This window comes from Calidithermus roseus (genome assembly GCF_003574095.1).
Taxonomy (GTDB): domain Bacteria; phylum Deinococcota; class Deinococci; order Deinococcales; family Thermaceae; genus Calidithermus; species Calidithermus roseus.
Genome location: NZ_QWLA01000002.1, coordinates 22,637 through 46,042, shown reverse-complemented (window position 1 = coordinate 46,042; position 23,406 = coordinate 22,637). Strand labels below are relative to the sequence as shown.

The window sequence follows — 23,406 nt, the reverse complement described above, 5'->3', positions numbered from 1 at the left end:
CTATCGAGGGAATACCTGCGTTCACTCGACCCCTTCCGCCTTCAACTCCGCCGCCAGCTTCTCGTAGCCCCTGCGGCCCATCAGGGCGTAGGTGTACTCCTTGCCCAGCTCCACGCCCGGCTGGTCGAAGGCGTTGATGTTCCACAGCTCGCCCAGGAAAGCGGTCTGCCACATGAGGTGCTGCATCAGCCAGCCCAGGGTGTAGGCGTCGAGGCGCTCGAGCACGAAGGCGAAGTTGGGTTGATGGGCCTTGGCCAGGGCGTGGGCGGTGGCCTTGGCCTCGGCGTCCAGCAGCTCGAAGAAGCTGCGGCCAAAGAGGTAATCGAGGGCCTCGAGCCCGGCCACGGCGGGGATCTTGAGGTCTTCGGTGGGCTTCTCCAGGCGCACGAAGGTGATCAGCTTGTCGTGGGGGCCCTCGCGGAAGAGCTGCACCTGGGCGTGCTGGTCGGTGGTGCCGATGGCCCGCACCGCCGTGGTGCCAGTGTGAACCACCTTCCCTTCGCGGTCGATGGCCTTGCCTAGCGACTCGTCGTGCAGCTGCACGAACCAATCGGGCAGGTAGCGCAGGCGGGTGGAGTAGGGCATGAAGACGTTGACGCTCTTGCCCTTCTGGCTCAGGAGGTGGTGGACCAGGGCACTCTGGGCGGGCAGGTTGGCCTCGACCTGGGCCTGCGCGGTCTCGTTGGCCTTGCGGCAACCCGCCAGCAGGGCTTCCAGGTCTACCCCCACGAAGGCCAGCGGCAGCGTTCCCACCGGGCAGGTCACGCTGAAGCGCCCGCCCACCGCCGGGGGTACCTCGAAGGCAGGGAGCCCCTCGGCCTGGGCGTAGGGGCGCAGGATGCCCCTGGCGGGGTCGGTGGTGACGACCACGTGCCGCTTCCAGTCCTGGCCCAACGCCTCCTCCAACCAGCGCCGGAAGGCCAAGAAGGCGGCCATGGTCTCAGCGGTGGAGCCCGACTTGCTGATGACATTGACCAAGGTCTTGCGCGGCTCGAGCGAGCGCAGCAGCTCGAGGATAGGCTCGGGCTCGACGTTGTCCACGAAGTGCAGCCGCACTGGCCCCTTGCCCAGGGCCGCGTTCACGGCCTGCGCTCCCAGCGCCGAACCCCCGATCCCCAGCACCACCAAGTCCTCCACCCAGGCGTTGGCCTCGCGGTAGCGCAGCACCTTGCGCAGGGTCTGGGTGTCTTCGGGCACGTCGATCCAGCCCAAAAACTCAGCAGGGTCGCCCTTACGGCCCCAGAGGGCGTCGCGGGCGGCCTCGAGCCGCTTTTTGTGGGCCCGCAGGGCCTGCTCGAGGTCGATGCCTTGCGATCCGATACGGCGGGAATCCAGGTTGCTGAGGTCTAGGCGCAACATGGAGCCATGCTACTGGATGGGGCAAGCAGCAGGAAGCGGGGAGGTTGTGAGGCCTGGGCATCCCCTGGAAAATACGGGAGGAAGCCTCGTCCGAGGGTCACCCTCGGACAAAAGCCCCCTCGCGCACTCCACCGGAGGAGGACCCCATGCCCGACCGCTACTACCCAGCACCCACGCCGCAGCACGGCCTCGAGTCGGGGCCGGTGATCCTCAAGGATGGCCGCACCGCCTTTTTGCGCCAGGCCACGCCCGCCGACCGGGGCCTGTTCCTGGACTTTCTCAGCCGCCTCTCCCCCCAGGCCCGGCAGTACCGCTTTTTCTCCGAGATCAGCCCCGAGGCCGCCGTGGATTTGCTGCTCAAGCAGAAGCCCGGCGAGGAGCGCTTCACCCTGATCGTGCTTTCAGGTGACCCCCAGCGCATCATCGCCACCGGGGAGTTCGTGCCGGAGGGGCCAGGGGCCGACAGCGCCGAGGTGGCCTTCCTGGTGGACGACTGGTACCAGGGCAAGGGCCTGGGGACGCTGCTCTTGGAGCGCCTGGCCCTCATCGCCGCCCGCCGGGGCATCCGGCGCTTTCACGCCTTCACCCTGCTGGAAAACCGGCAGATGCTCGACGTCTTCCGTAGCAGCGGCTTCGAGGTCCACACCGAGAACGAGGCCGGGGAGGTGGAGGTCACCTTCGAACTCGAGCCCAGCGCCGAGACCGTGGCTCGTTTCGAGTGGCGCGACCAGGTCGCCACCCTGGCCTCGCTCTACCCCTTCTTCCGGCCCCGCGGGGTAGCGGTGGTGGGGGCCAGCCGCGACCCCCAGAGCGTGGGCTACCGGGTGCTGGAAAACCTGGTCAGGAACCGCTTCGCCGGACCGGTCTACCCGGTCAACCCGGCGGCTTCCCCCGCGGCAGGGGAAGTGCTGGTGGTGGGCTCGATCCTGGCCTATCCCTCGGTCAAGGCCATTCCCGGACCCGTGGACCTGGCCATCCTCACCACCCCCCCCGACCAGGTGGTGGCCGCCGCCGAGGCCTGCGGGCAACGCGGGGTGCGAGCACTGGTGGTGCTCACCATCCGCCTCGAGCGCTCCACCACCCTCGCGCTGGTGGAGGTTTGCCGCCGCTACGGGATGCGGCTGGTGGGGCCGGGCTCGCTGGGCCTCATCCACACCCACCCCGAAGTGCGGCTGGCCGCGGGCCTCACCCCCATGCCCGAGCACGGCAACATCGCCCTCTCCTCGCAAAGCGGCTCGCTGGGGCTGGCGGTGCTCGAGTACGCCCGCGAGATGGGGCTGGGCCTGTCCAGCTTCGTGAGCCTGGGGGCCAAGGCCGACGTCTCCAGCAACGACCTGCTGCAGTTCTGGGAGGACGACCCCCAGACCGGGCTGATCCTGCTGTACCTCGAGTCCTTCGGCAACCCCCGCCGCTTCGCCCGGCTGGCGCGGCGGGTGGGGCGCAAGAAGCCCATCGTGGTGGTGCGACCGGGGCGCGACCCCGTAGTCGAAGCCCTCTTCGCCCAGGCCGGGGTGCTGCGGGCGGAGAGCCTGGAGGAGATGTTCGACGCCGCCGCGCTGCTGGCCCACCAGCCCGCGCCTGCGGTGCGGGAGGATGGCCGCCATCACGTGGCCTTAGTCTCCAACGCCAGCGGCCCCGGCACCCTGGCCGTCGAGGCCCTGCGAACCACGGGCCTCGAGGTCACCCACCACGACCTGGGCTCGGTGGCCGGACCCGAGGAGTTCGGCCAGACCGCCCGCCAGGTGCTGCAAGACCCACAGTACGACAGCGCCGTGGCCCTCTTCGTGCCCATGGGCTTCTCCGAGCCGCTCGCGGTGGCCGAAGCCCTGCGCCAGGCCCTGCTCGAAGCCCGCCAGGCCGGCAGCGCCAAGACTGTGCTGGCCTGCTTCATGACCGCCAGCCGGGTGCTCTTCCGGGTGGGCAAGGAGCAGGTGCCGGTGTACCGATTTCCCGAGTCGGCGGCGCGAGCCCTGGGCCTCACGGTGGCCTATGCCCGCTGGAAGAGCCGCCCCACCGGCGAGTTCCCCGACTTCGGGCCCGACCTCGAAGCCGCCCGCGCCCTGTTGCAGGGCCGCCAGGGAGAACTCACGGCGGAAGAAACCCAGCGCCTGCTGGAGCTTTTCGCCATCCCCCAGGCCCCCCAGGCCGAAGGGCTGGCGCTGGAGCTCGAGGTGCGCCACGACGAGCTTTTCGGGCCGGTGATCTCCCTGAGCCTGAGCGATTTGCCGCTGGGACCACAACTGCTGGCCGTGCGCATCACCCCCCTCTCCGACCAGGACGCCTCGGAGATGCTGCGGGCGCTGGAGGGCAAGGCTGACGTGGCCGCTTTGCAGGAGTTGCTGCTGCGGGTCTCGCAGATGGTCGAGGAGCTGCCCGCCTTGCACGGGGTCGGGCTCGAGCTCAGGGCCGGCCTCGAGGGTTACCGCGTCACCCGGGCGAAGGTCGAACTCCAACCGCTATCCTGAAGCCGTGCGGCTCTTCGTCACCGGGGGCACGGGCTACCTGGGCCAGGAGCTGGTGCGGCAGGCGCTGGCCCTTGGCTGGGAGGTGGCGGCCAGCCACCACACCCGGCCTCCCCTGCCCTACCCGGCCACCTGGGTCCGGCTCGACCTGCGCGACGCGGAGGCGACGCGGGCAGCGCTGGAGTCTTTGCGCCCGGACGCCGTGATCAACACCGCTTACGCGCAGTCCGGCCCCGATCTCTGGCCGCTGAGCGCCCAGGCCCCCGGCCATCTAGCGGCAGTGACCCATCGCCTGAGCGCCCGGCTGATCCAGCTATCCACCGACCTGGTCTTCGACGGGCAGGCAGGCCGCCCCTACCGCGAGGACGACCCACCCAACCCCTTGAGCGACTACGGCCGGGCCAAGCTAGAGGCCGAGCAGCAGGTGCTCGAGCGCGAGGGCAGCCTGGTGGTGCGCACCTCGCTGATCTACGGCCTGCGCCCCGAGCCCCCCGACAAGCACACCCTCTTCGCCCTGCGCCTGCTGCGCGGCGAGGCCCAAGGGGTGCTGTTCCATGACGAGTTTCGCAGCCCTGTAGCGGTGGAAGACCTCGCCGCAGCCCTGCTCGAGCTGGCCCAGTACCCCAGGGAGGGCGTCCTGCACGTGGCTGGTCCCGAGGTGCTGAGCCGGCTCGAGTTCGGTCGCCTGCTGCTCGAGGCCCGAGGCCTCGACCCCGCTTCCCTGCCCTCAGGCTCCGTCCTCGACTTTCCCGGCCCCAGGGCCCGCAACACCGCCCTCGATTGCACCCTGGCCCGAAGCCTGCTGCATACGCGGCTGCGCGGCGTGCGCGAGGCGCTGGCTCTGCGGACGTGAGGCCGATGCGGTAAGCTCAGGCCCATGAAACTCGGCATCGACTTCGGCCTGACCAACACCGACGCGGTGCTGGTCGAAGGGGAGCGCATGGTGCGCCGCTGGACCCTGCGCCACACCGGGCCTGCGCGGCTGGAAGTGCTCCAGCAAGTCCTGGCCGCACAAAACCTCGAGCCCTCCCGGCTCTCGGCCATCGCCACCACCGGCGGCCTGCACCGCAACCTGCCCGACTATGTCGAGGGGGTCCGGGTGCACAAGGTCGGCGAGGCCGAGGCCATCGGGCGGGGAGGGCTGGCGCTGGCCCAGTTGGGGCAGGCCCTGGTGGTCTCGGCAGGCACCGGCACCGCCATGATCGCCGCCCGCGACGGGAAGTTCGAGCACGTCACCGGCAGCGCGGTCGGGGGTGGCACGCTGCTGGGCCTCTCCCGGCTGCTCATCGGCACTGCCGACCCGCTCGAGGTCGCCCGCCTGGCCGGGGCCGGCGACTCCGGTGGCGTGGACTCCACCCTGGCCGACGCCATTGGTGGAGGAATCGGGCACCTACCGGCTTCAGCCACCGCCGTGAACTTCGGCAGGGTGGCCGAGCTGGAGCACCCCCCCAGCCGGGAGGACATTGCCGCCGGGCTCTTCACCATCGTGGGGCAGGTGATCGGGGTGATCGCGCTCAACGCGGCCAGGGCCACTGGGCTCGAGCACATCGTGATCGTGGGCCACCTACCCGACCTCGAGCCCTTGCGGCAGGCCCTGGAGCGGGTCTGGCAGTTCTACCTGGTCGAACCCCGGCCCCTCATCCCCCCTCATGGCGGCTGGGCCACCGCGCTGGGAGCAGCCCTGAGCGCCGGCGAGACTCGAGGGTGAGGCATGGAAGTCATCACCAGCACCGCCAACCCCCGCATCAAGGCCCTATCGCGGCTGCTGGAGCGCAAGGAGCGTGAGCGGGAGGGCAGGTTTCTGATCGAAGGAGCCCGCGAGATCGAGCGGGCCATGCGGGCGGGCGTGGAGCTCGAGCTGATCCTGGTGCGCGATGGCCCGCTGCACCCCGACGAGGAAGCGCTCTACCGCACCCTGGCCCGCGCCGAGGGCCTCAGGGGCCTCGCCCTGGCCGAGGCCCCGCTCAAGAAGCTCTCCAGCCGCGAGAACCCCGCCGGCCTCATTGCCGTAGCCCGCCTGCCGCGCCGCTCCCTGGCCGACCTCACCCTCCCACCCGACCCCCTGGTGCTCGTGGGTGTGGGGCTGGAAAAACCGGGCAACCTCGGAGCCATCCTCCGCTGCGCCGATGCCGCCGGCGCCCACGCGGTGATCGCGGTGGGGGGCGTGGACCTCTACGGCCCGCAGGTGATCCGCAACAGCACCGGGGTGGTGTTCGGCCTACCCACGGTGGCCGCCCCGGAAGGCGAGGTGCTGGCCTGGTTGAAGGCTCGAGGCCTCGTCCTCGTCGCCGCCACCCCCCACGCCCAGCGGCTGTACTGGGACGTGGACCTGCGCGGCCCGGTGGCCATCGCCGTAGGCCCCGAGCACGAAGGCCTGGGTCCCCAGTGGCTCGAGGCCGCCCAGCTCGCCGTGCGCATACCCATGCAGGGCCAGGCCGACAGCCTCAACGTGTCGGTATCGGCAGCCCTGCTGCTTTACGAAGCCCTGCGCCAGCGGCGGGGCCGCGGTATGTGAATATCCATACATTCACAAACTTGACTATCTCACACTCAAGTTCATAGCCTTGACCCTTGACAAGCGGCTGATCCAAAGCTAATACTGTGATCTCGGGTTGACACTCTAAACCCATAACTGTCAAAGGAGGAATCATGGCGACCAAAACCGCACTCAAGCCTCTGGGCGACCGTGTTGTGGTCCAGCGCATCGAAGAACAGGCCACCACCAAGGGCGGCATCCTGCTCCCTGACACCGCCAAGGAAAAGCCCCAGAAGGGCAAGGTGATCGCCGTGGGCTCGGGCCGCGTGCTGGACAACGGCACCAAGGTGCCCCTGGAGGTTAAGGAAGGCGACACCGTGGTTTTCGCCAAGTACGGTGGCACCGAGATCGAGATCGACGGCGAGGAGTACATCATCCTCTCCGAGCGCGACCTGCTGGCTGTGATCTAAACCGTCGAGGTCAAGGGGCCAGAACCGAGAGCCAAAGACAACAGAGCTAGCTCTTGACACCTGACCCAGACGCTGTTCGACACGACTGAAAGGAGCTTTGATATGGCTAAAATGCTTGTTTTCGACGAGGCTGCCCGCCGCGCCCTCGAGCGCGGGGCTAACACCGTGGCTAACGCCGTGAAAGTGACCCTGGGCCCCCGTGGCCGCAACGTGGTGCTGGAGAAGAAGTTTGGCTCCCCCACCATCACCAAAGACGGCGTGTCCGTAGCCAAGGAAATCGAGCTCGAAGACCACCTGGAAAACATCGGGGCCAAGCTCCTCATCGAGATCGCCTCCAAGACCAACGACATCACCGGTGACGGCACCACCACCGCCACCGTGCTGGGCCAGGCCATCGTGCGCGAGGGTCTGAGGAACGTGGCTGCCGGAGCCAACCCGCTGGCCCTGCAGCGCGGCATCAACAAGGCCGTGGACGTGGCGGTCAAGGCCATTCGGGAGATGGCTGAACCGGTCAACGACCGCAAGGCCATTTTCGAGGTAGCCGCCGTGTCGGCCAACAACGACGAAGAGATCGGCAACCTCATCGCCGATGCCATGGAGAAAGTGGGCCGCGACGGCGTGATCACCGTCGAGGAGTCCAAGAGCCTCGACACCGAGCTGGACTTCGTGGAGGGGTACCAGTTCGACAAGGGCTACATCTCGCCCTACTTCGTCAACAACCCCGACACCATGGAGGCCAGCCTCGATGATCCTTACATCCTGATCACCGAGAAGAAGATCACCAACGTGCGCGAGCTGCTGCCCGTGCTCGAGCAGGTGGCCCAGACCGGCAAGCCCCTGCTGGTCATCGCCGAGGACGTCGAGGGCGAGGCCCTGGCTACGCTGGTGGTCAACAAGCTGCGTGGCACCCTCAACGTCGCTGCCGTGAAGGCTCCGGGCTTCGGTGACCGCCGCAAGGAGATGCTCAAGGACCTCGCCGCGGTGACCGGCGGCACGGTGATCTCCGAGGAGCTGGGCTTCAAGCTCGAGAACGCCACCCTCTCCATGCTGGGCCGCGCTGAGCGCGTGCGCATCACCAAGGACGAGACCACCGTGGTGGGCGGCAAGGGCAAGAAGGAAGACATCGACGCCCGAATCAACGGCATCAAGAAGGAGCTCGAGACCTCCGACAGCGAGTACGCCAAGGAGAAGCTCCAGGAGCGCCTGGCCAAGCTGGCCGGTGGCGTGGCGGTCATCCGCGTTGGTGCGGCTACCGAGACCGAGCTGAAGGAGAAGAAGCACCGCTACGAGGACGCCCTCTCCACCGCCCGCGCCGCCGTGGAGGAAGGCATCGTGCCCGGTGGCGGTGTGGCCCTGCTGCGTACCGTGCCCGCTGTGAAGAAGCTGCTCGAGCAGCTCGAGGGCGATGAGGCCACCGGCGCCAAGATCGTGCTGCGGGCCCTGGAAGAACCCGCTCGCCAGATCGCGGCCAACGCCGGCTACGAGGGCAGCGTGGTGGTCAACCAACTCCTCAGCAAGAACGAGAAGAACTACGGCTTCAACGCCGCTACCGGCGAGTACGGCGACATGATGGCCTACGGCATCGTCGACCCCGCCAAGGTCACCCGTACCGCCCTGCAGAACGCCGCTTCCATCGGCTCGCTGATCCTCACCACCGAGGCCGTGGTGGCCGAGAAGCCCGAAGAGAAGAAAGCCCCCGCTGCCCCCGCCGGCGGCATGGGCGGCGACATGGACTTCTAAAAAACCTCACCGTCCGGCCCCCTCTTCTCCTGTGGAGAAGAGGGGGTACGATGTTAACGCAGGTGTAACGTCACGGTTCGTACGATAAATGCGCCTCGGTTGTAGGGAGCAGCGTGCGCCAGGAAATCATCACCCAGCTCAGGCGGCACCTCAAGGCCGTGCTCTCCAGACGTCCAGGTCGGGCGTTGTGGTTGTGGGGTGAGCCTGGGGTGGGCAAGACCTTCACTGCCCAGACCCTGCTGCGAGAAACTTCCTGCAAGAGCCTGAGCCTGCACGCTACCCTCCCCGACAGGGCCTTGGTCCTCTCCCTCCCCCGGCCTCCCAGGCGGCCTGCCTGGAGCGAGGCCCAGCGCCAGCGGCTCATGCACAGCCAGTACGTGCCGCTAGCGACCCTGGTGGACACCCTGGCGGCCACCATGAGCGCCCTGGCCCCTTTCGTGCTTCACCTCGAGGACCTCCACGAGGCCAGCCCCGAGCGCCTCGAGCTGGTTCAAAAGCTCGCTCAGGTCGTCCTGCGCTTGCGGGGGGTCGGGCTTGTGGTCACCAGCCGCAGCGAACCCCTCGAGCCTTTCAAAGGGTATCGCCTCGAGCCTTTGAGCCAGGCGGAGTCGGACCAGTTGCTCCGGGCCGAAGCCGCACATGAGCTGCCCCAGGAGGGCCTGGAGTGGGTCTTTTCCCGTGCGAAGGGGAACCCCCTCTTCACACTGGAGTTCTGGCGTTACCTCTCCCGGCAGGGCTACTTCTGGTCGGATGGCCGACACTGGCACTGGAGAAAACCCTCGGATGACTTCGTTCCCGTGAGCGTGGAGGCGCTAATTGGCCGGGTACTCTCCGACCTTGTCGAGGCTCCGGACCTGCAAGCCGCCCTGGAAGCACGGGCCATACTACCCAGCAGGCTCCATGACGACGCTTTTGAGGCGCTGTGGTCCAGGGTGGCAGATGTGGATAGCCAAACCCTGAGCCATATCCAGCGACTTCTAAACCAAAAGGGGGTCTTGCAGCAGGGTCGCTTTGCCCATCCGCTGATTCAGGAAGTGCTTCAGCGAGAGATTCCCGCTTGGCGCAAACAAGCCTACGCCCGCCGGGCCCTGGTGGCGCTGGCCGGGCAACCTGAAGAGGCGGCCTGCTTCATCGAAATGGCCCACCTGGAACCCGAGGAAGCCCTCGGCTTGCTCGAGGCCGCCGCGCAAAGCGCAGAAGCCAGGGGGAACAGGCCGGGCCAGGCCAGGTGGCTGGCCGAGGCCGTGAAGTATAGCAGCAGCCTCGAGCAAGCCGGGCGAGCGTTCGAAGCCGCCCAGCTTCTCAAGGCCATGAATCCCACTCGAGCCATTCAGATGGCCGAAATCGCGGCTTCCGCCACCTTGCCCAACCCAGAGGCAGTCCTGCTGCTGGCCGAGTTGCTGGCGGTACAGGGGCACATCCGCGAAGCCGAGGCCTCACTGCGGCGGCTTCCTCGATCAGAGGACGGCGCGCTTCGCTGGTGGGAGACCCAAATCTACGTCCTAGGCCAGGGTGGCCGGTGGCAACAGGCCATCGAGCTGTGGAACCAGCAGCCTGGCTATCAGGCCAGGGCCAGGCCCCGAATCCGCCTCGAGGTAGGGTCCTGCCTGGCCTTCTTGAACAAGCTCGACGAAGCCCAGCACATCCTGGAGGAACTGCCTAGCCTCCATTCGCTACCCCCAGCCATTCAACTCGCGGTGCTCAACCTCCAAGGGCAGATCCAGACCTATCGAGGCTGCCATGCCCAGGCGCTGAAAAGCGAGGAGCGCTTCATCGCCTTGGCCAAATCCATGGGCTCAGCACAAGCCGCCATCTCAGGTCTGATCAATCACGCCAGTACCCATAGCGCTTTGGGGCTGCGCAGCCAGGCCAAAGCCTGCTTGCAAGAGGCCAGAATCCTCTCCCTGCAGTCTGGTGAAACCATGCGCCACGCAGTAGTGCAGCTGCGGCTAGCCGACATGCTGGCCGACGAGGGCGAATTCGAGCAGGCCGAAGCCCTGCTGTTGGAAGCGCAGGGCTTGCTATACCAGCACCATCAGGTTCAGTGGCAGGCCGAGAGCCACCTCAAGCTGGCTCGCCTCTACCTGACCTGGCAGCCGCCGCACGGCCCCATCCTGGCGCTCAAGCATGCCCAGTCCGCGCTCAGACTGGCTCGAGCCAGCCGCGACGTGAAGTTCCTGGCCTCGAGTCTGGCCTACCTGAGCCGCGCCCACAGCCAGGCTGGCAACCCTGCGGCAGCGTTGGAGGTCGCTCAGGAATGCCTGGCCTTGTGCACCGGCGAGGGCATAAAACAGGCCGATGCCTACTTTGCCTATGGCCTGGCCCTGGAGGCCAATGGGCGTCTGGCCGAAGCCCTCGAGGCCATCCGGGCTGCTTCCGCCCAGCAGCACGAGCGCAAACTGGCCGAACGCTTTGCCCTCGAAGCCGACCGTATCTCCGCCAATCTGGAGGACGCGCGCAAACGCTACGAGTGGTTCGTCTCCCAGGGGTTGCTGGGGCTGGCCAGGCTGGCTTCGCGCTACTTCCCAGTGCTGGCCGGCCCGTCCCAAGCACGGCACGAAAGCCCTCTCCAAAGTGGGCTCTGCCTCAAAGTGCTGGGTCCGGTGGAGTTGGAGCAGGGTGGCCAGCCCATCACCTACCGAGGCAAGAAGCGCCTGGAGCTGCTGTGCTACTTGCTCGAGGCCCGCATCGCCGGAAGGGCCGAGGTGAGCGGGCTCGAGCTAGCGGACGCACTCTACCCCGCAGCCGAGGAGGTCAGGGCCAGGGCCACGCTCAAGCAACAGGTTCACCTCATCCGCATGACCCTGGGCCCCGAAGCCATCCAGAGCACCCCGAGCGGCTATGCCCTCGGAGCCATCCGCTCCGATGCCGAGGAGTTCTTGCAGAGGGGGGATGCTCGCTTGTGGCGCGGGCCCTACCTCGAGCACCTCTGTGAAGGCTGGCACGGCGGCGTGCGCGAGGCCCTGACCCAGGCCCTGTACGCCGAGGCCGGAGCCCTGCTGGAAAGTGAGCCCAAAGAGGCCTCCCGGCTAGCCCAGATCCTGCTGGCGATGGAACCCTACGACACCGGCTTCTTGCAACTCAGCCTGCAAGCCGTCCGGCGCTGCGGAAGCCCCAAGGCCGCCACCCGGCTGTACAAAGAGGCCCAGGAGCGCTTTTTGGAAGTGGGCGAGGTCTTACCGGGGCTCGAGGCTTTCCTCCAGACAGCCCCTCCAGCCTGAGCCATGGTCGCCAATAGCCAATAGTCGATAGTCAAAAGCCAAAGACGAGAGGCTTGTAGCTCACGGGGAGGAGTCCTCCCCGCAAGCAGCTCGCCTTATCCCTCCTTGCCCCCTTGTTTAAGGGAACAAGCATTTAGCGTCTTGCGTACGACGTACGGCCCCATAGGCATCGACCATCGACGCATTTTTGACCGACTTTTGACCAGGCCTCCCCCAGACTAGACCCCGAGGTGAACCGGGGTTTGGAGGAATGCAGGGGAAGGAGAGCGGCCATGGATAAGCCGGTTTCGTCAGGTGAAGTCAGCCACGGCTTTGCGGCGGATTGGTTGGGCATCTATGGGGGGCAGATAGGCGGGGTGGACTGCACCCTCGAGCTGAAACTGGATCCGCAAGGAAAGCTGCACGGGTACTTCAACAGCGGAGATGAGCGCCTGGAGGTGCGCGGGGTCACCCCTGAGCACGGCGGAGCCATCCGAGGGCTTCTGCAGGAGCCCGGCGAGCCCGCCGCCATCGCCATCTTCCGGGCCTCGCTCGAGGGCCGGGGCCTGCTGCTAGAGATGGACGTGCCCGACCCCGATGAGCGGGACTTCTCGGGGGCCGAGCGGGTCTGGCTGGTCCGCCTCGGGGCCCTCTCCGCCGGTTCAACCTGAGGGAGAATTGCATGAAGCTCAGACCCATTTTCGTGCTGCTGGCCCTGGCCGCCTGCCAGAGCGCCGATACCATCCCGCCCACCATCGCCTCGAGCCTTCCCGCCAACGGGGCAACCGGTGTGGCCCTCGACGCCAAGCTGGTACTCACCTTCTCCGAGGCCATCAAACCCGAGACGCTGGGTGTGACATCCAGCCCGGCCATCACGCTGGGTCCGGTCACCTGGAACGATGCGAAAACGGCTGTGTTCAGCCCACCCGGTGGCTGGCAGGCTGCAACCAGCTACAACCTCGACATCGAGGCCAAAGACCTGGCCGCAAACGCGCTCTCAGGGAACAAGACCATCACCTTCCAGACCGTTCCCCCTCTGGACAGCACCCCCCCAGCCACCCCCACCGGGGTCAAGGCTACGGCGGGCGACGGTGAGTTCTTCGTGGAGTGGAACCCCAACCTCGAGCCCGACCTAGCCGGCTACACCCTCTACGTGGGCACCGCCGCCGACGCACTGCTGCCCATCCTGTTCGTCGAAAAGCCGGCCACCCTGGCCAAGGTGACGGGGCTCGAGAACGGCAAGACCTATTTTTACGCGCTAGACGCACAGGACACCAGCGGCAACCGCTCGGCGAAATCCAGCGTCGCCTCAGTGGCCCCCAAAGACATGGTGCCCCCCACCCTGCTCTCCTCGGAGCCGGCCAACGGAGCCACTGGCTTAGCCTTCGTGCCCCTCCTGCGCTTCACCTTCTCCGAGCCGATGGACAAAAACTCCGTGGAGATCGGGATGTGCGTGAGCACCGACCCCCCCGCAAGCGCGAGCTGCGACGCGCCGGTGGCAGTGAATTTCGGCACCCCCACCTGGAGCGAGAACGACACCCAGGTGCAGTTCACCCCCACCGACCAGCTCCAAAGCGGCAAGACCCACGTGCTGGTGATCTCGGCCAAGGACAAGGGGGGCAACCCCCTCTCCGGGCCGAACAAGGTGGCTTTCTCGCTGCAGGCCACGCCAGATACCACCCCACCCAAGGTGACCTCTACAGCTGCGCTTATTTCTCCGGAAACCCACCGTGGCCGCATCGTGTTGGAATTCAGCGAGGCCATGGACCAGCAGTCGGTGCAGGCTGCATTCCTCAGCCAGCCTGCCCTGGCGTGCAGCTGGGTCTGGGATGGGAACGTAGCCACCTGCAATACCACCTTCCAGCAGTTCACCACCTACACCATCACCCTCGGAAGCGGGGCTAAGGACACCGCGGGCAACGCGCTGGCCGCACCCCATCAGTTCAGCTTCGCCACCGGCAACTTCAACCCGCGCCTCAAGAACGTCAGCCCCCGCGACGGCGCGTTCAATGTCTCGGTCACCGCCCCCATCACCTTCACCTTCACCGAGGCCATGGACCAAGACAGCGTGCAGGGAGCGCTGGAGGTCAAAGTGGGGGGCAGCAGTGTTTCGGGGACCCTCAGCTGGAGTTCCGACAGCACCCAGGTGACCTTTACTCCCAGCGCTGCCTACGGCTACGGCAAGACCGTCACCTGGAAGATCAGCACCGCCGCGCGGGAGCAATCCGCCGGTCGGGTTATCGGGCTGCCTCTTCCTGAAGAGGTCAGCGGCTCATTCGTGACCGAGATGGTTATCGGTCGCTAGATCTTGTCTAAGGAGAAACGATGATGCATAAGCCTTTTCTGACAATTTTGATCGTGGTCATCGCGTCGGCCTGCCAGCAACCACCCCCGCAGCTTCCCCCACCCACCGTCAGCGTGGACCCCACCGTGAGGCCCAGCGTGCCGACGCTGCCCGGCCTCGAGGACGGCGTGCCCCGCCCCCTGGCGAGCATCCGCGACGCCAAGGGCAACCAGGCCGACTTCGTGGAGAACGAGTTGGTCATCGCCACCGACGACAGCGCCGCCCTGGGCGCCTTCCTCGCCCGCTGGCAGGGGAGCGTCCTGAAGACCTTTGACCCCGCCACCGCGGGCTTGAGTGGGGTGAGCAAACAGTATTTGGTGCGCGTGCGCGCCGACACCGCCGACACCTCCAAGCTCTCGGCCAACCTGCGTGCTCTGGACAAGGACAGCCGGGGGGCGCTCTTGGTCTCGAGCGCCGCCGCCCACAAGCTGCTGGCCGCTGCCGCTCAGGAGCAGGTCGGCGGACTCGCCATCGGGGTGAACTGGGTCAGCAAGGGAGACCTTTTTACCGATAAGGCCACGGCGGAGGCCCCCGCCGGGGACAGCATCAGTGGCACCGCCTACACCATCAACGCCTTCAACTGGCCGCACCTGAAAATCGGCGGCACCCAGGACATCGGGGTGGCCGAGGCCTGGCGGGCGCTGGAGCTGGCTGGAAAGCTGGGCAACAAGGTCAAGATCGCCATTCTGGACATGGGTTTCCAGCCCAACAACGACTTTCCCTCTGGCTGGATAGCCCTCTCCAACGTGCCCTTGGTCAATCCCATCGGAACCGAGAATCTGCTCTCCTGCTCGGGCGGGAACCCCTGCCCCTGGCACGGCACGGCGGTGGCCCATGCCGCCGCAGGTCTGCCGGATAACAGCTACGGGGCCGCCGGTTCCGCCGGGCCGGTGGCCGATTTGGTGCTGGTGTTTACCTCCTACGACTACTTCACCGTGATCGGAGCCCTTACCCAGGCCCGTATCGCCGGGGCCAGGATCATCAACATGAGCTTCAGCGCGCCGGTCCCGGCGGCGCTGGCCTGGACGGCGCTGCCCCTCGAGGCCGCCACCCGCGCCATCCGGCTCAGCGGAGCCCTACTCTTCGCCTCGGCGGGCAACGACGGCAAGAACGTCGAGGCCGAGGATTGCTTCATCGTCTGTTGGGAGGAGACCTGGTGGGTCCCCTGCGAGAGCGGTGGGGTGATCTGCGTGGGTGGGCTGGCCTGGGACTCCAAGAACCGCGCCTCCGGCTCCAACTACAGCTCCGATGATGGCGGTGACAGCGACCAGGACGTGGAGATCTTCGCGCCCTTCACCCTTTGGGTGGGCCCCGACCCGGACAACCCCGCCAATTACGCCAGAAAAATCAGCGGCACCAGCTTCTCCTCGCCCTTCGCCGCCGGGGTTGCGGCCCTGATCTGGGCGGCCAAGCCCTCCTTGAGCGCGGGCGAGGTCGAGGACATCCTGAAGGACACGGCCCACACCAGCCCCGATCCCAAAGTCAAGAAGTACGTCAACGCCCTGGCCGCGGTGCAGCAGGTTCTGGGAAACATCCCGCCCAACGTGCAGATCATCTCCCCCAGCGGGGGGAGTGTGCAGGTAGGGATGGAATCGAGGCTCGAGGCCGCCGTCACCGATTTTGAAGATCCCTTCCCCTGCTGCACCGTCACCTGGAGTTCGAGCGTGGAGGGCTCTTTAGGCAGTGGGCGGACCGTCGATTACACCTTCACCACCTTGGGCCCCCGCACCATTACCGCCACCGCCACCGATAGCGGCGGGGCCACTTCGTCAGTCAGCGTCAGCGTCAACGTGGTCAACACCCCGCCCACCGTCGCCATCAGCTCCCCCTATAGCGGACAACAGTTCTTCCGGGGCGTGAACTACACCCTGCGCGGGGTGAGCTACGATCCCAACGAGCCCGGCTACCAGCTCGCCTGTTCCAGCATGGTCTGGAAAGACGGAAGCACCACCCTGGGCACAGGCTGTGACCTTTCGGTGGGCTTCGCCTCCAATGGCGACCGCACCCTCACCCTCACCGGCACCGACTCCCACGGCGGCAGCGGCAGCGCCTCCGTGAACATCAGCGTGATTGACCCGCCCGCCAACCTGCCGCCCGTGGTTAACATCACCAGCCCCCAGAACGGCATCACCATCGGGCCCGACCAGGTGGTCAAGCTCTCCGGGAGCGCCAGCGATCCCGAGGGCGGGGCGGTCACGCTGACCTGGGACGTGACCACGGGCTACGACCCGAATACCGGGCAGGGCACCAACACCTACCCCGTCACCCCCGCGCCCAATGGCGACTGGAAGCCCACCGACAGCATCCCCTACAACACCTGCGAGGTCAGCGACACCCTGCGCCTGCGGCTCAAGGCCAAAGACCCGCAGAACAACGAGGGCTCCGACTTCATCGTCATCAAGGTGCTGCGGATTTGCTGAAAGGGGTGATATTCGACGTGTGAGAGGCATCTGTGAGGTTTTAGGAATCTGGGTTGCTTGAAAGAAGGGATCGACGATGAAAAGGAAATGGATAGCGGTCTTACTGGGAATGGTCCTGGTCGCGGGGTTGATCCTCGCCCAGACCCAGAGCTACACCTTCGAGTTCAGCGAGGAGGTCAAGAAGGCTGAGCAGCGGCAGGGGTTTAACAATCGAGTGATGATCAAGACCCCTACCTTCTCCGTCAGCGCCTTTGCAGTCAAGGACGAGATCAAGCTGCACAGGCATCCGGATGGAGATCACGTGCTCTACATCGTCAGCGGTCGCGGGACGCTAGTCCACGGAGAGATGACCATCCCCCTCAAAGGGGGCATAGTTGTCCACATCCCCAAGGGTATAACGCACAGCATCAAGGCCGGGGGCGAGGAACTCACCTTCGTAGACTTCGCCCAGCCGCCCTTCGATCCGGGCAAGACGGAGTGGGTCAACCGGTAAAGTAGCCTGTTCGCCAGAGTACAAAGCTACTGCAGGCTCAGCGAAGGGATTTCTCCTCCCAGGCGGCCAGGGCCTCGAGCGCGGGCTCGAGGCCCCGGCCACGCTCGGTGAGGGCATAGTCCACACGGGGTGGAACCTCGTTGTACTCGGTGCGGCTGATCAAGCGCAGCTCCTCGAGTTCTTTCAGGCGCAAGGAGAGGGTGCGGGGAGGGAGGTTGGTGAGCTGTTGCAATACGCCAAAGCGCAATGGGCCGTTCTGCAAACTGCGCAGGATGGTGAAAACCCCCTTGTGCCCCATCAGCTCGAGCAGTTGCTCCACAGGGCGCTCGGCAGATTTTAGCATGAGATCAAGCTACACCCGCTACGCTTCAACTGTTGTACGAATCCCTACAAAGCGTAGGAAGTTATAAAATGAGTGAAGCAGGAGCAATCTGAACCAGGATCAGGCAACCGGTTCCTTGAGGAATCGCCTGCTCCAACGGTCGATGGCTTCGACCACCTCCTGAAGGGCCTGACCGGCCTCGGTCAGGGCGTAGCTGGTGCGGGGGGGCATGGTGGAGTGGACGGTCTTCTCGAGGATGCCCAGCCCTACCAGCTTCTCCACCCGCTGGGCCAGGGTCGCCGGGTTACACCCGCCCACCGCCCGCGAGAGCTCGTTGAAACCCTTGGGGCCATCGAGGAGGTTGCGGATGATGTGCAGGGTCCACTTCTCCTGCAAGATGTTGATCGCCTCGTGCACAGGGCAAAAGGCGTGATCGCCGTGATCGTGAGATAGGTTGGCCATAGTCGATTTAGCATAACACACTTTGCTTTGTTGATCCAATCGCTTGACAAATCATAGCACTCTACATTACGATCCGGTTCAGGCGATGAAGCATACGATTCGCCGGTACGAGGAGAACGAATATGCAATGGAACCTGGATCCCAGCCACACCACCGTAGCTTTTGCCATCAAGCACATGGGCATCTTCACCGTCCGCGGCCAGTTCAAGCAAGTGCGCGGCAGCGTCGAGGCCGATGAGCAGGGCCGGCCCAGCCACATCGACGCGGTCATTGACGCCAGCAGCATCGAGACTGGCGATCCCCAGCGCGACGGGCACCTGCGCGCCGCCGACTTCTTCAACGCCGAGCAGTACCCCGAGATCCGCTTCACCAGCACGACGATCGAAGCGCTGGGCTCCAACCGCTACCGCATCCTGGGCGACCTCACCATCCGCGACGTGACCAAGCCGGTGACCCTCGAGGCCGAAGTTACCCCCGTCGTGAAGGATCCGTGGGGCCTGACCCGCGTGGGCGCCAGCGCCGAGGGCAAGCTCAACCGCAAGGACTGGGGCCTGACCTGGAACCAGGTGCTCGAGATGGGCCATCTGCTCGTAGGCGAGGAGGTCAAGTTCAACATCGAGGTCGAGGCGGTAGTTCCCGCTGCGGTTCAGGCCAGCTAATAATTCTTCCCCGCATTCATACACGAGCCTCTCAGCGTGCTGGGAGGCCATTGTGTTTCTGGCCGAACGTTGGGCTCATTTGGCTGTGTATGGTGAATCCTAGGAGCCTGCCCAAATGAAATATCTCACCCGCCTTCAACTGGGATTGTCGCTGGTAGGACTGCTGCTGGGAAGCCAGGAAAGCCGCGCCGCCGATGCTGTCCCCAGCTATCGCAACACTTTCCTGATGGGGGTCTTCGCCAGCACGGTAGCGCTGGACGGAGCCACCGGCATGAAGCGCATGGCGCAGATGCTGGGGGCGCGCAAGATGAACGCGGCCATCGTGCAGATGCACAGCAAGGACAAAGAGCTCTTCCGCGTGGCCGAAGGGGCCGGCATCAAGCTGCTCTTCGCCCCGGCTTACGAGCTCGACCGTAGCTGGTGGGGAGATGGCGAAAAGACCTTCCCCGACACCCCGGAGCAGGCCCGCAAGGCCGCAGAGGAAATCGTGGGCGCAGTGAAAGGCGAAAAAAGCCTGCTGGGATACGTGCTCTACGACGAGCCAGGGCCCGAACTCATAAGCCGGGTGTGCAGGATCACCCAGGCCTTCCAGCAAGCCGACCCCGAGCGGGCGGTGACGGGTGTGTTCATCGGCACCGATCCAGGGCGACAGCGGCTAGTGCGCGAGTGTCAGCCCAGCGTGGTGCTCATCGACGTCTATCCCTTCACCCGCGAGAGCAAGCCCGGCGACTTCACCATGCGGGGCTTCTTCAGCAGCCTGGACTTCGTGGATTACATCCGCAGCTACAGCCGCTACCTCGAGGGCCGCCCCCTGTGGGTGCTGCTGCAGACCCACGGCACCGACTGGGAGGGCTACAAGCTGCGCGAGCCCAGCCGCGCCGAGCTGCGCGCGATGAACTGGATGGCCCTGGGCGAAGGCGCCGACGGCATCTTTTACTTCCACTGGTCGAGCTTCCAGACCTGGCGCGGCCTGGGCGACAACCCCCAGCTCCTCGAGGAGGTCGGGAACTTCTCCGAGCGCATCCAGCCCATCAAGGGGCTGCTGGCGGGGCTCGAGCGCGTCGAGGGTGAGTTCCTTGCCCACCCCACCGACCCCCACCACTACGTGAGCACCCTTCGCCGCGGCAACAACCCGGAAGAGTACGTGGTGGTGGTCAACCGCGACGTGCAGCGCAGCAGGGACATCGCCGTGATCTCCGCCAGAGCGGCGCGGCTGCGCGACCTCCTGAGCGGGCGGGTCTACGCGCTGGGCGAGGCCATCCGGCTAGGGCCGGGGGACGGGCGTATTTTCCGGGTAGTGCCGTAGGAGAGCGGATAGTCGATAGTCGATAGTCGATAGTCGATAGTCGATAGCCGATAGCCGATAGTCGATGGTCGATAGCTGATGGCTGAGAGCCAAACGCCGGACGCGCGTCGTACGTCCTACGTCGTACGTCAGACGCAAAACGCCAAACGCAAGACGCGAGACGCCCTGGCCCTCGACCCTCGACCCTTGGCCCTCGACAAACTATCGGCCACAGGCCACTGGCCTCTCGCTGACCGCTGAAGGCTGACACCCCCTCGAGAGCGTTCGCCACATTCCAATGGCCCTGCCCGGAGGCGGCATAGACTCAGGCATGGATCAGCGCCAGTATCCCGCCGAGGGAATCGTGGTGTACTACGCCCCGCGCCTGTGCATCCACGCTCAGGAGTGCGTGCGGGGCCTGCCGGAGGTGTTCAGGCGCGGGGAGCGGCCCTGGGTTCAGCCGCAGCACGCCACGCCCGACCGGATCGCCGAGGTGATCGGGCGCTGCCCTAGCGGGGCGCTCCAGTACGTGCGGCTGGACGGCGGGCCCGGCGAGGCCGTGCCGCAGGGGATCAGCCTGCGCTTCATCCCGAACGGGCCGGTGTATGTGCGGGGGGCCCTCGAGTTCAAGACCCCTGACGGGGAGGTGATTTTCCGCGGCACCCGCGCCGCGCTGTGCCGCTGCGGGGCCTCCAAGAACAAGCCCTTCTGCGACAACAGTCACCTCGAGACCGGCTTCGAGGCCGAGGGGGCAGCGCTCGAGGTGGGGCGCGATGGCTAGGGTGCTCGTCTACGGGACCGAGTGGTGCCCGCTGACGCTGGGGTTTCGCAAGTACCTCCAGCAGAGCGGCATCCCCTTCGAGCTGCACGACGTGGAGCGCGACCCCGAGGCCGAGCAGGCCGTGCGGGCCATGAACGGCGGCAAGCTCAAGTTCCCGATGGTGGCGGTGGGGGAACTCGAGGGCCACTGGAAACCCGGCGACGACGCCCGCACGCTGAAAAACCCGCGCCTGGCGGAGTTGCAGGAAGCCCTGCAGCGCTACGGCTTCACGATAAGCTGACCATCATGCTTGATTTTTTATAGCACTATATTTAACATCATTGGTGAGGTTGCACTCGAGGAGGACGTGCAATGGAAAACGTCACCGGAATTCACCACATCACCGCGATGGCGGGCGACCCCCAGAAGAACCTGGACTTCTACGCCGGGGTGCTGGGACTGCGCCTGGTCAAGCTCACCGTCAACTTCGACGACCCCGGCACCTACCACTTCTACTACGGCGACGGGCTGGGCCGGCCCGGCACCATCCTGACCTTCTTCCCCTGGCCGCAGGCCGCGCCCGGACGGGCGGGCGTGCATCAGGTGGGGGTGGTCTCCCTGGCGATCCCCCAAAGCTCGCTGGGCTACTGGCTGCACCGCTTGATGGAGAAGGGCGTGGCGTACAGCGGCCCCTTCGAGCGGGAAGGCGCTCAGGTCGTGGCGTTCAAGGACCCCGACGGGCTGCAGCTCGAGCTCGTCGCCACCCCCCACGCGCCCGAGGCCACCGCCTGGGAGGCGATGCCGGTCCCCGCCGAGCACGCGGTCCGGGGCGTCTACGCCGCGCAGATGTGGGTGCTCAGGGCCAGGCCGAGCGTGCGGACGCTCGAGGCCATGGGCTACCGCGTGAAGACGCAGCGTGAGAACGTCACCGTGATGGTGCCCGAGGGCGGGTTCGGCGCGGTGGAGGTGCGGGAGGCGGGAGGGTTCTTGGCCGCGCGGGACGGGGTGGGCACGGTTCATCACGTCGCCTTCCGCGTCCCCGACGACGCGGCCCAAATCGCGCTGCGCGAGAAGCTGCTGGGCCTGGGGCTGCGCGTGACCGAGGTGCGGGAGCGGCAGTACTTCCGCTCGGTCTACTTCCGCGAGCCCGGCGGCGTGCTCTTCGAGGTCGCCACCGACATCCCCGGCTTCACCGCCGACGAGCCCTTCGAGGCGCTGGGCAGCAGCCTCAAGCTGCCGCCGTGGCTCGAGGCCAGCCGTGCCCAGATCGAACTGGCCCTGCCCAAAATCGCCCACCCGGGCGCGGAGGTGCGGGCATGAGCGGGGTGAACGGCCTGCACCACGTCACCGCGATGGCCACCAAGGCCCAGCGCAACCTCGACTTCTACACCGGGGTTCTGGGGATGCGGCTGGTGAAGAAGAGCGTCAACCAGGACGACCCCGGCACCTACCACCTCTTCTACGCCGACGCCGAAGGGCGGCCCGGCACCGACCTCACCTTCTTCCCCTGGGAGAACCTGGCCGCCCCGCGCAAGGGCACCGGCCTAGCCGTCGAGGTGCAGCTCGCCGTGCCACAGGGCAGCTTGGAGTTCTGGGCCGAGCGTTTGCAGCGCTACGGGGTCAAGCTGGGCGAAGCCGAGGTGCGCTTCGGGGAGCGGGCCCTACCCTTCCAGGACCCCGACGGCCTCGAGCTGGCGTTGGTGGAAACCGGCCCCCGCCCCTTCACCCCCTGGGAGCACAGCCCCGTCCCCGAGGACAAGCAGGTCATGGGCCTGCACGGCGCGCGGCTGTGGGAGCGCGAGCTCTACCCCACCGCGCAATTCCTGAACCGGGCGCTGGGCTTCGAGCCCGCGGGCCAGGAGAAGGGCTGGAACCGCTTCGTAGTGAAGGGCGGTGGCTCGGGCAACTTCCTCGACATCAAGGAGCTGCCCAACCTGCCGCAGGGCCGCTGGGGCCGCGGCAGCATCCACCACCTGGCCTGGCGGGTGGACGACACCGCCCACGAGATGGCCGTGCGCGCCCGCATCGAGGCCGCCGGGATGCGGGCCACGCCGCAGATCGACCGCTTCTGGTTCAAGTCGGTCTACTTCAACGAGCCGGGCGGGGCGCTGTTCGAGCTCGCCACCGACGGCCCCGGCTTCGCCGTGGACGAGGAACCCGCCCGCCTGGGCGAGAAGCTGGTGCTTCCGCCGTGGCTCGAGCCCCAGCGTCCACGCATCGAGGCCGTCCTGCCTGAGCTGCGCCTGCCCACCGCCGAGGTGCAACCGTGACCGCCGAGTTGGGCTTCGTCCACCGCTTCGAGCCGGGCAGTTCACAAGCTACCCTGCTGTTGCTGCACGGCACCGGAGGCAACGAGCACGACCTCATCGGGCTGGCCCGCGAGCTCTCCCCCACCGCCAAGCTGCTCTCGCCCCGCGGGAAGGTGCTCGAGAACGGCGCTGCGCGCTTCTTCCGGCGGCTGGCGATGGGCGTGTTCGACGAGGCCGACCTCAAGGCCCAGGCCGCCGACCTCGCCCGTTTCGTGAAAGACGCCGCCGAGCGCTACGGCTTCGACCCTGGCCGGGTCTATGCCCTGGGCTACTCCAACGGGGCCAACATGGCCGCCGCGCTGATGCTGCTGCACCCCCAGGCACTGGCCGGGGGCGTGCTGCTGCGCCCGCTGCTCCCCCTCGAGCCCCCCACCCTCCCCAACCTCCAGGGCAAGGCGGCCTTCCTGGCCGCGGGCCGGCGCGACCCCTGGGCCCCAGGCGAGCGCGTCGAGGCCCTGGCGCGGCGGCTCGAGCAGGCCGGAGCCGAGGTCGAGCTGCGCTGGCAGAATGGCGGGCACGAACTGCACCCGGAGGAACTCGAGGCGGCTCAGGACTGGCTGGCACGACATTTGGCCTGATGCCGATGGTCGATAGCCATGAGGTCGTACGCAAAACGCCGAGCGCTGATGACCACGAGCCACAGAC

The 23,406-nt window shown here is 66.6% G+C and carries 21 protein-coding genes; 18 read left to right on the top strand and 3 right to left on the bottom strand.

From position 1 onward, the window contains the following. Positions 1–21: 21 nt before the first annotated feature. Complete coding sequence (locus Mrose_RS00945; protein WP_119275567.1) at positions 22–1,359, bottom strand: glucose-6-phosphate isomerase; 1,338 nt, start codon at positions 1,357–1,359, stop codon at positions 22–24. Positions 1,360–1,505: 146 nt separating this feature from the next. Between Mrose_RS00945 and Mrose_RS00940 the strand changes: the two genes are divergently transcribed. From Mrose_RS00940 to Mrose_RS00890, 11 genes are all read left to right on the top strand, one after another. Beyond that, positions 1,506–3,824, top strand: coding sequence for a bifunctional acetate--CoA ligase family protein/GNAT family N-acetyltransferase (locus Mrose_RS00940; RefSeq protein ID WP_119275566.1), 2,319 nt, complete (start codon positions 1,506–1,508; stop codon positions 3,822–3,824). 4 nt (positions 3,825–3,828) lie between these two features. Further along, positions 3,829–4,674: an SDR family oxidoreductase gene (locus tag Mrose_RS00935; protein ID WP_119275565.1), complete on the top strand. Its 846-nt coding sequence runs from the start codon at positions 3,829–3,831 to the stop codon at positions 4,672–4,674. Positions 4,675–4,698: 24 nt separating this feature from the next. After that, a complete protein-coding gene (locus tag Mrose_RS00930) occupies positions 4,699–5,529 on the top strand; it encodes an acetate and sugar kinases/Hsc70/actin family protein (RefSeq protein WP_119275564.1) in 831 nt (276 codons plus the stop codon). A 3-nt stretch (positions 5,530–5,532) separates the two neighbouring features. Beyond that, the gene (locus Mrose_RS00925) at positions 5,533–6,336 is read left to right on the top strand and encodes an RNA methyltransferase (RefSeq protein WP_119275563.1); all 804 of its coding nucleotides are present in this window, start codon (positions 5,533–5,535) and stop codon (positions 6,334–6,336) included. A 134-nt stretch (positions 6,337–6,470) separates the two neighbouring features. After that, on the top strand, positions 6,471–6,767 hold the full coding sequence (groES, locus tag Mrose_RS00920) for a co-chaperone GroES (protein ID WP_018467234.1): 297 nt from the start codon (positions 6,471–6,473) through the stop codon (positions 6,765–6,767). A gap of 102 nt (positions 6,768–6,869) precedes the next feature. Further along, positions 6,870–8,507, top strand: a complete 1,638-nt coding sequence (gene groL / locus Mrose_RS00915) for a chaperonin GroEL (RefSeq protein ID WP_119275562.1) — start codon at positions 6,870–6,872, stop codon at positions 8,505–8,507. Between the two features lie 113 nt (positions 8,508–8,620). Continuing rightward, positions 8,621–11,728 (top strand): AAA family ATPase, encoded by a 3,108-nt coding sequence (locus Mrose_RS00910; RefSeq protein WP_119275561.1) that lies wholly within the window; start codon positions 8,621–8,623, stop codon positions 11,726–11,728. Positions 11,729–12,000: 272 nt separating this feature from the next. Then, complete coding sequence (locus Mrose_RS00905) at positions 12,001–12,378, top strand: hypothetical protein (protein WP_147371542.1); 378 nt, start codon at positions 12,001–12,003, stop codon at positions 12,376–12,378. Between the two features lie 11 nt (positions 12,379–12,389). Then, positions 12,390–14,012 carry an Ig-like domain-containing domain gene (locus Mrose_RS00900; RefSeq protein ID WP_119275559.1) on the top strand — a complete coding sequence of 541 codons (1,623 nt, stop codon included), beginning with the start codon at positions 12,390–12,392 and terminating at the stop codon, positions 14,010–14,012. A gap of 23 nt (positions 14,013–14,035) precedes the next feature. Next, on the top strand, positions 14,036–16,471 hold the full coding sequence (locus Mrose_RS00895) for a S8 family peptidase (RefSeq protein WP_220452266.1): 2,436 nt from the start codon (positions 14,036–14,038) through the stop codon (positions 16,469–16,471). A 76-nt stretch (positions 16,472–16,547) separates the two neighbouring features. Beyond that, the gene (locus Mrose_RS00890; protein ID WP_119275557.1) at positions 16,548–16,964 is read left to right on the top strand and encodes a cupin domain-containing protein; all 417 of its coding nucleotides are present in this window, start codon (positions 16,548–16,550) and stop codon (positions 16,962–16,964) included. A 37-nt stretch (positions 16,965–17,001) separates the two neighbouring features. Here Mrose_RS00890 and Mrose_RS00885 read toward each other — a convergent pair whose 3' ends face one another. Together Mrose_RS00885 and Mrose_RS00880 are read right to left on the bottom strand one after the other, a co-directional pair. Further along, a complete protein-coding gene (locus tag Mrose_RS00885) occupies positions 17,002–17,307 on the bottom strand; it encodes a winged helix-turn-helix transcriptional regulator (RefSeq protein ID WP_119275556.1) in 306 nt (101 codons plus the stop codon). A 99-nt stretch (positions 17,308–17,406) separates the two neighbouring features. Next, positions 17,407–17,748 (bottom strand): winged helix-turn-helix transcriptional regulator, encoded by a 342-nt coding sequence (locus Mrose_RS00880; RefSeq protein ID WP_119275555.1) that lies wholly within the window; start codon positions 17,746–17,748, stop codon positions 17,407–17,409. Positions 17,749–17,870: 122 nt separating this feature from the next. Between Mrose_RS00880 and Mrose_RS00875 the strand changes: the two genes are divergently transcribed. The 7 genes from Mrose_RS00875 to Mrose_RS00845 all read left to right on the top strand — a co-directional run bounded on the left by Mrose_RS00875 (position 17,871) and on the right by Mrose_RS00845 (position 23,339). Beyond that, the gene (locus Mrose_RS00875; RefSeq protein ID WP_119275554.1) at positions 17,871–18,407 is read left to right on the top strand and encodes a YceI family protein; all 537 of its coding nucleotides are present in this window, start codon (positions 17,871–17,873) and stop codon (positions 18,405–18,407) included. A gap of 115 nt (positions 18,408–18,522) precedes the next feature. Next, positions 18,523–19,713 (top strand): beta-galactosidase, encoded by a 1,191-nt coding sequence (locus Mrose_RS00870; RefSeq protein WP_119275553.1) that lies wholly within the window; start codon positions 18,523–18,525, stop codon positions 19,711–19,713. 310 nt (positions 19,714–20,023) lie between these two features. Further along, a complete protein-coding gene (locus Mrose_RS00865; protein WP_119275552.1) occupies positions 20,024–20,473 on the top strand; it encodes a (4Fe-4S)-binding protein in 450 nt (149 codons plus the stop codon). Further along, positions 20,466–20,753 carry a glutaredoxin family protein gene (locus Mrose_RS00860; RefSeq protein ID WP_119275551.1) on the top strand — a complete coding sequence of 96 codons (288 nt, stop codon included), beginning with the start codon at positions 20,466–20,468 and terminating at the stop codon, positions 20,751–20,753. Before Mrose_RS00865 ends, Mrose_RS00860 begins: the two co-directional genes overlap by 8 nt. A gap of 71 nt (positions 20,754–20,824) precedes the next feature. After that, complete coding sequence (locus tag Mrose_RS00855) at positions 20,825–21,772, top strand: ring-cleaving dioxygenase (RefSeq protein WP_119275550.1); 948 nt, start codon at positions 20,825–20,827, stop codon at positions 21,770–21,772. Next, the gene (locus Mrose_RS00850; protein ID WP_119275549.1) at positions 21,769–22,722 is read left to right on the top strand and encodes a ring-cleaving dioxygenase; all 954 of its coding nucleotides are present in this window, start codon (positions 21,769–21,771) and stop codon (positions 22,720–22,722) included. The genes Mrose_RS00855 and Mrose_RS00850 overlap by 4 nt, the downstream gene beginning before the upstream one ends. Continuing rightward, positions 22,719–23,339, top strand: coding sequence for an alpha/beta hydrolase (locus tag Mrose_RS00845; protein ID WP_119275548.1), 621 nt, complete (start codon positions 22,719–22,721; stop codon positions 23,337–23,339). Before Mrose_RS00850 ends, Mrose_RS00845 begins: the two co-directional genes overlap by 4 nt. The last annotated feature ends 67 nt before the right edge of the window (positions 23,340–23,406 follow it).

Coding starts and splice junctions, on each gene's coding strand:
- Mrose_RS00925 (WP_119275563.1), top strand. CDS start 5,533: ATGGAAGTCATCACCAGCACCGCCAACCCCCGCATCAAGGCCCTATCG.
- groES (WP_018467234.1), top strand. CDS start 6,471: ATGGCGACCAAAACCGCACTCAAGCCTCTGGGCGACCGTGTTGTGGTC.
- groL (WP_119275562.1), top strand. CDS start 6,870: ATGGCTAAAATGCTTGTTTTCGACGAGGCTGCCCGCCGCGCCCTCGAG.
- Mrose_RS00865 (WP_119275552.1), top strand. CDS start 20,024: ATGGATCAGCGCCAGTATCCCGCCGAGGGAATCGTGGTGTACTACGCC.
- Mrose_RS00885 (WP_119275556.1), bottom strand. CDS start 17,307: ATGCTAAAATCTGCCGAGCGCCCTGTGGAGCAACTGCTCGAGCTGATG.
- Mrose_RS00870 (WP_119275553.1), top strand. CDS start 18,523: ATGAAATATCTCACCCGCCTTCAACTGGGATTGTCGCTGGTAGGACTG.
- Mrose_RS00850 (WP_119275549.1), top strand. CDS start 21,769: ATGAGCGGGGTGAACGGCCTGCACCACGTCACCGCGATGGCCACCAAG.
- Mrose_RS00895 (WP_220452266.1), top strand. CDS start 14,036: ATGCATAAGCCTTTTCTGACAATTTTGATCGTGGTCATCGCGTCGGCC.
- Mrose_RS00930 (WP_119275564.1), top strand. CDS start 4,699: ATGAAACTCGGCATCGACTTCGGCCTGACCAACACCGACGCGGTGCTG.
- Mrose_RS00860 (WP_119275551.1), top strand. CDS start 20,466: ATGGCTAGGGTGCTCGTCTACGGGACCGAGTGGTGCCCGCTGACGCTG.
- Mrose_RS00880 (WP_119275555.1), bottom strand. CDS start 17,748: ATGGCCAACCTATCTCACGATCACGGCGATCACGCCTTTTGCCCTGTG.
- Mrose_RS00905 (WP_147371542.1), top strand. CDS start 12,001: ATGGATAAGCCGGTTTCGTCAGGTGAAGTCAGCCACGGCTTTGCGGCG.
- Mrose_RS00875 (WP_119275554.1), top strand. CDS start 17,871: ATGCAATGGAACCTGGATCCCAGCCACACCACCGTAGCTTTTGCCATC.
- Mrose_RS00945 (WP_119275567.1), bottom strand. CDS start 1,359: ATGTTGCGCCTAGACCTCAGCAACCTGGATTCCCGCCGTATCGGATCG.
- Mrose_RS00940 (WP_119275566.1), top strand. CDS start 1,506: ATGCCCGACCGCTACTACCCAGCACCCACGCCGCAGCACGGCCTCGAG.
- Mrose_RS00900 (WP_119275559.1), top strand. CDS start 12,390: ATGAAGCTCAGACCCATTTTCGTGCTGCTGGCCCTGGCCGCCTGCCAG.
- Mrose_RS00890 (WP_119275557.1), top strand. CDS start 16,548: ATGAAAAGGAAATGGATAGCGGTCTTACTGGGAATGGTCCTGGTCGCG.
- Mrose_RS00855 (WP_119275550.1), top strand. CDS start 20,825: ATGGAAAACGTCACCGGAATTCACCACATCACCGCGATGGCGGGCGAC.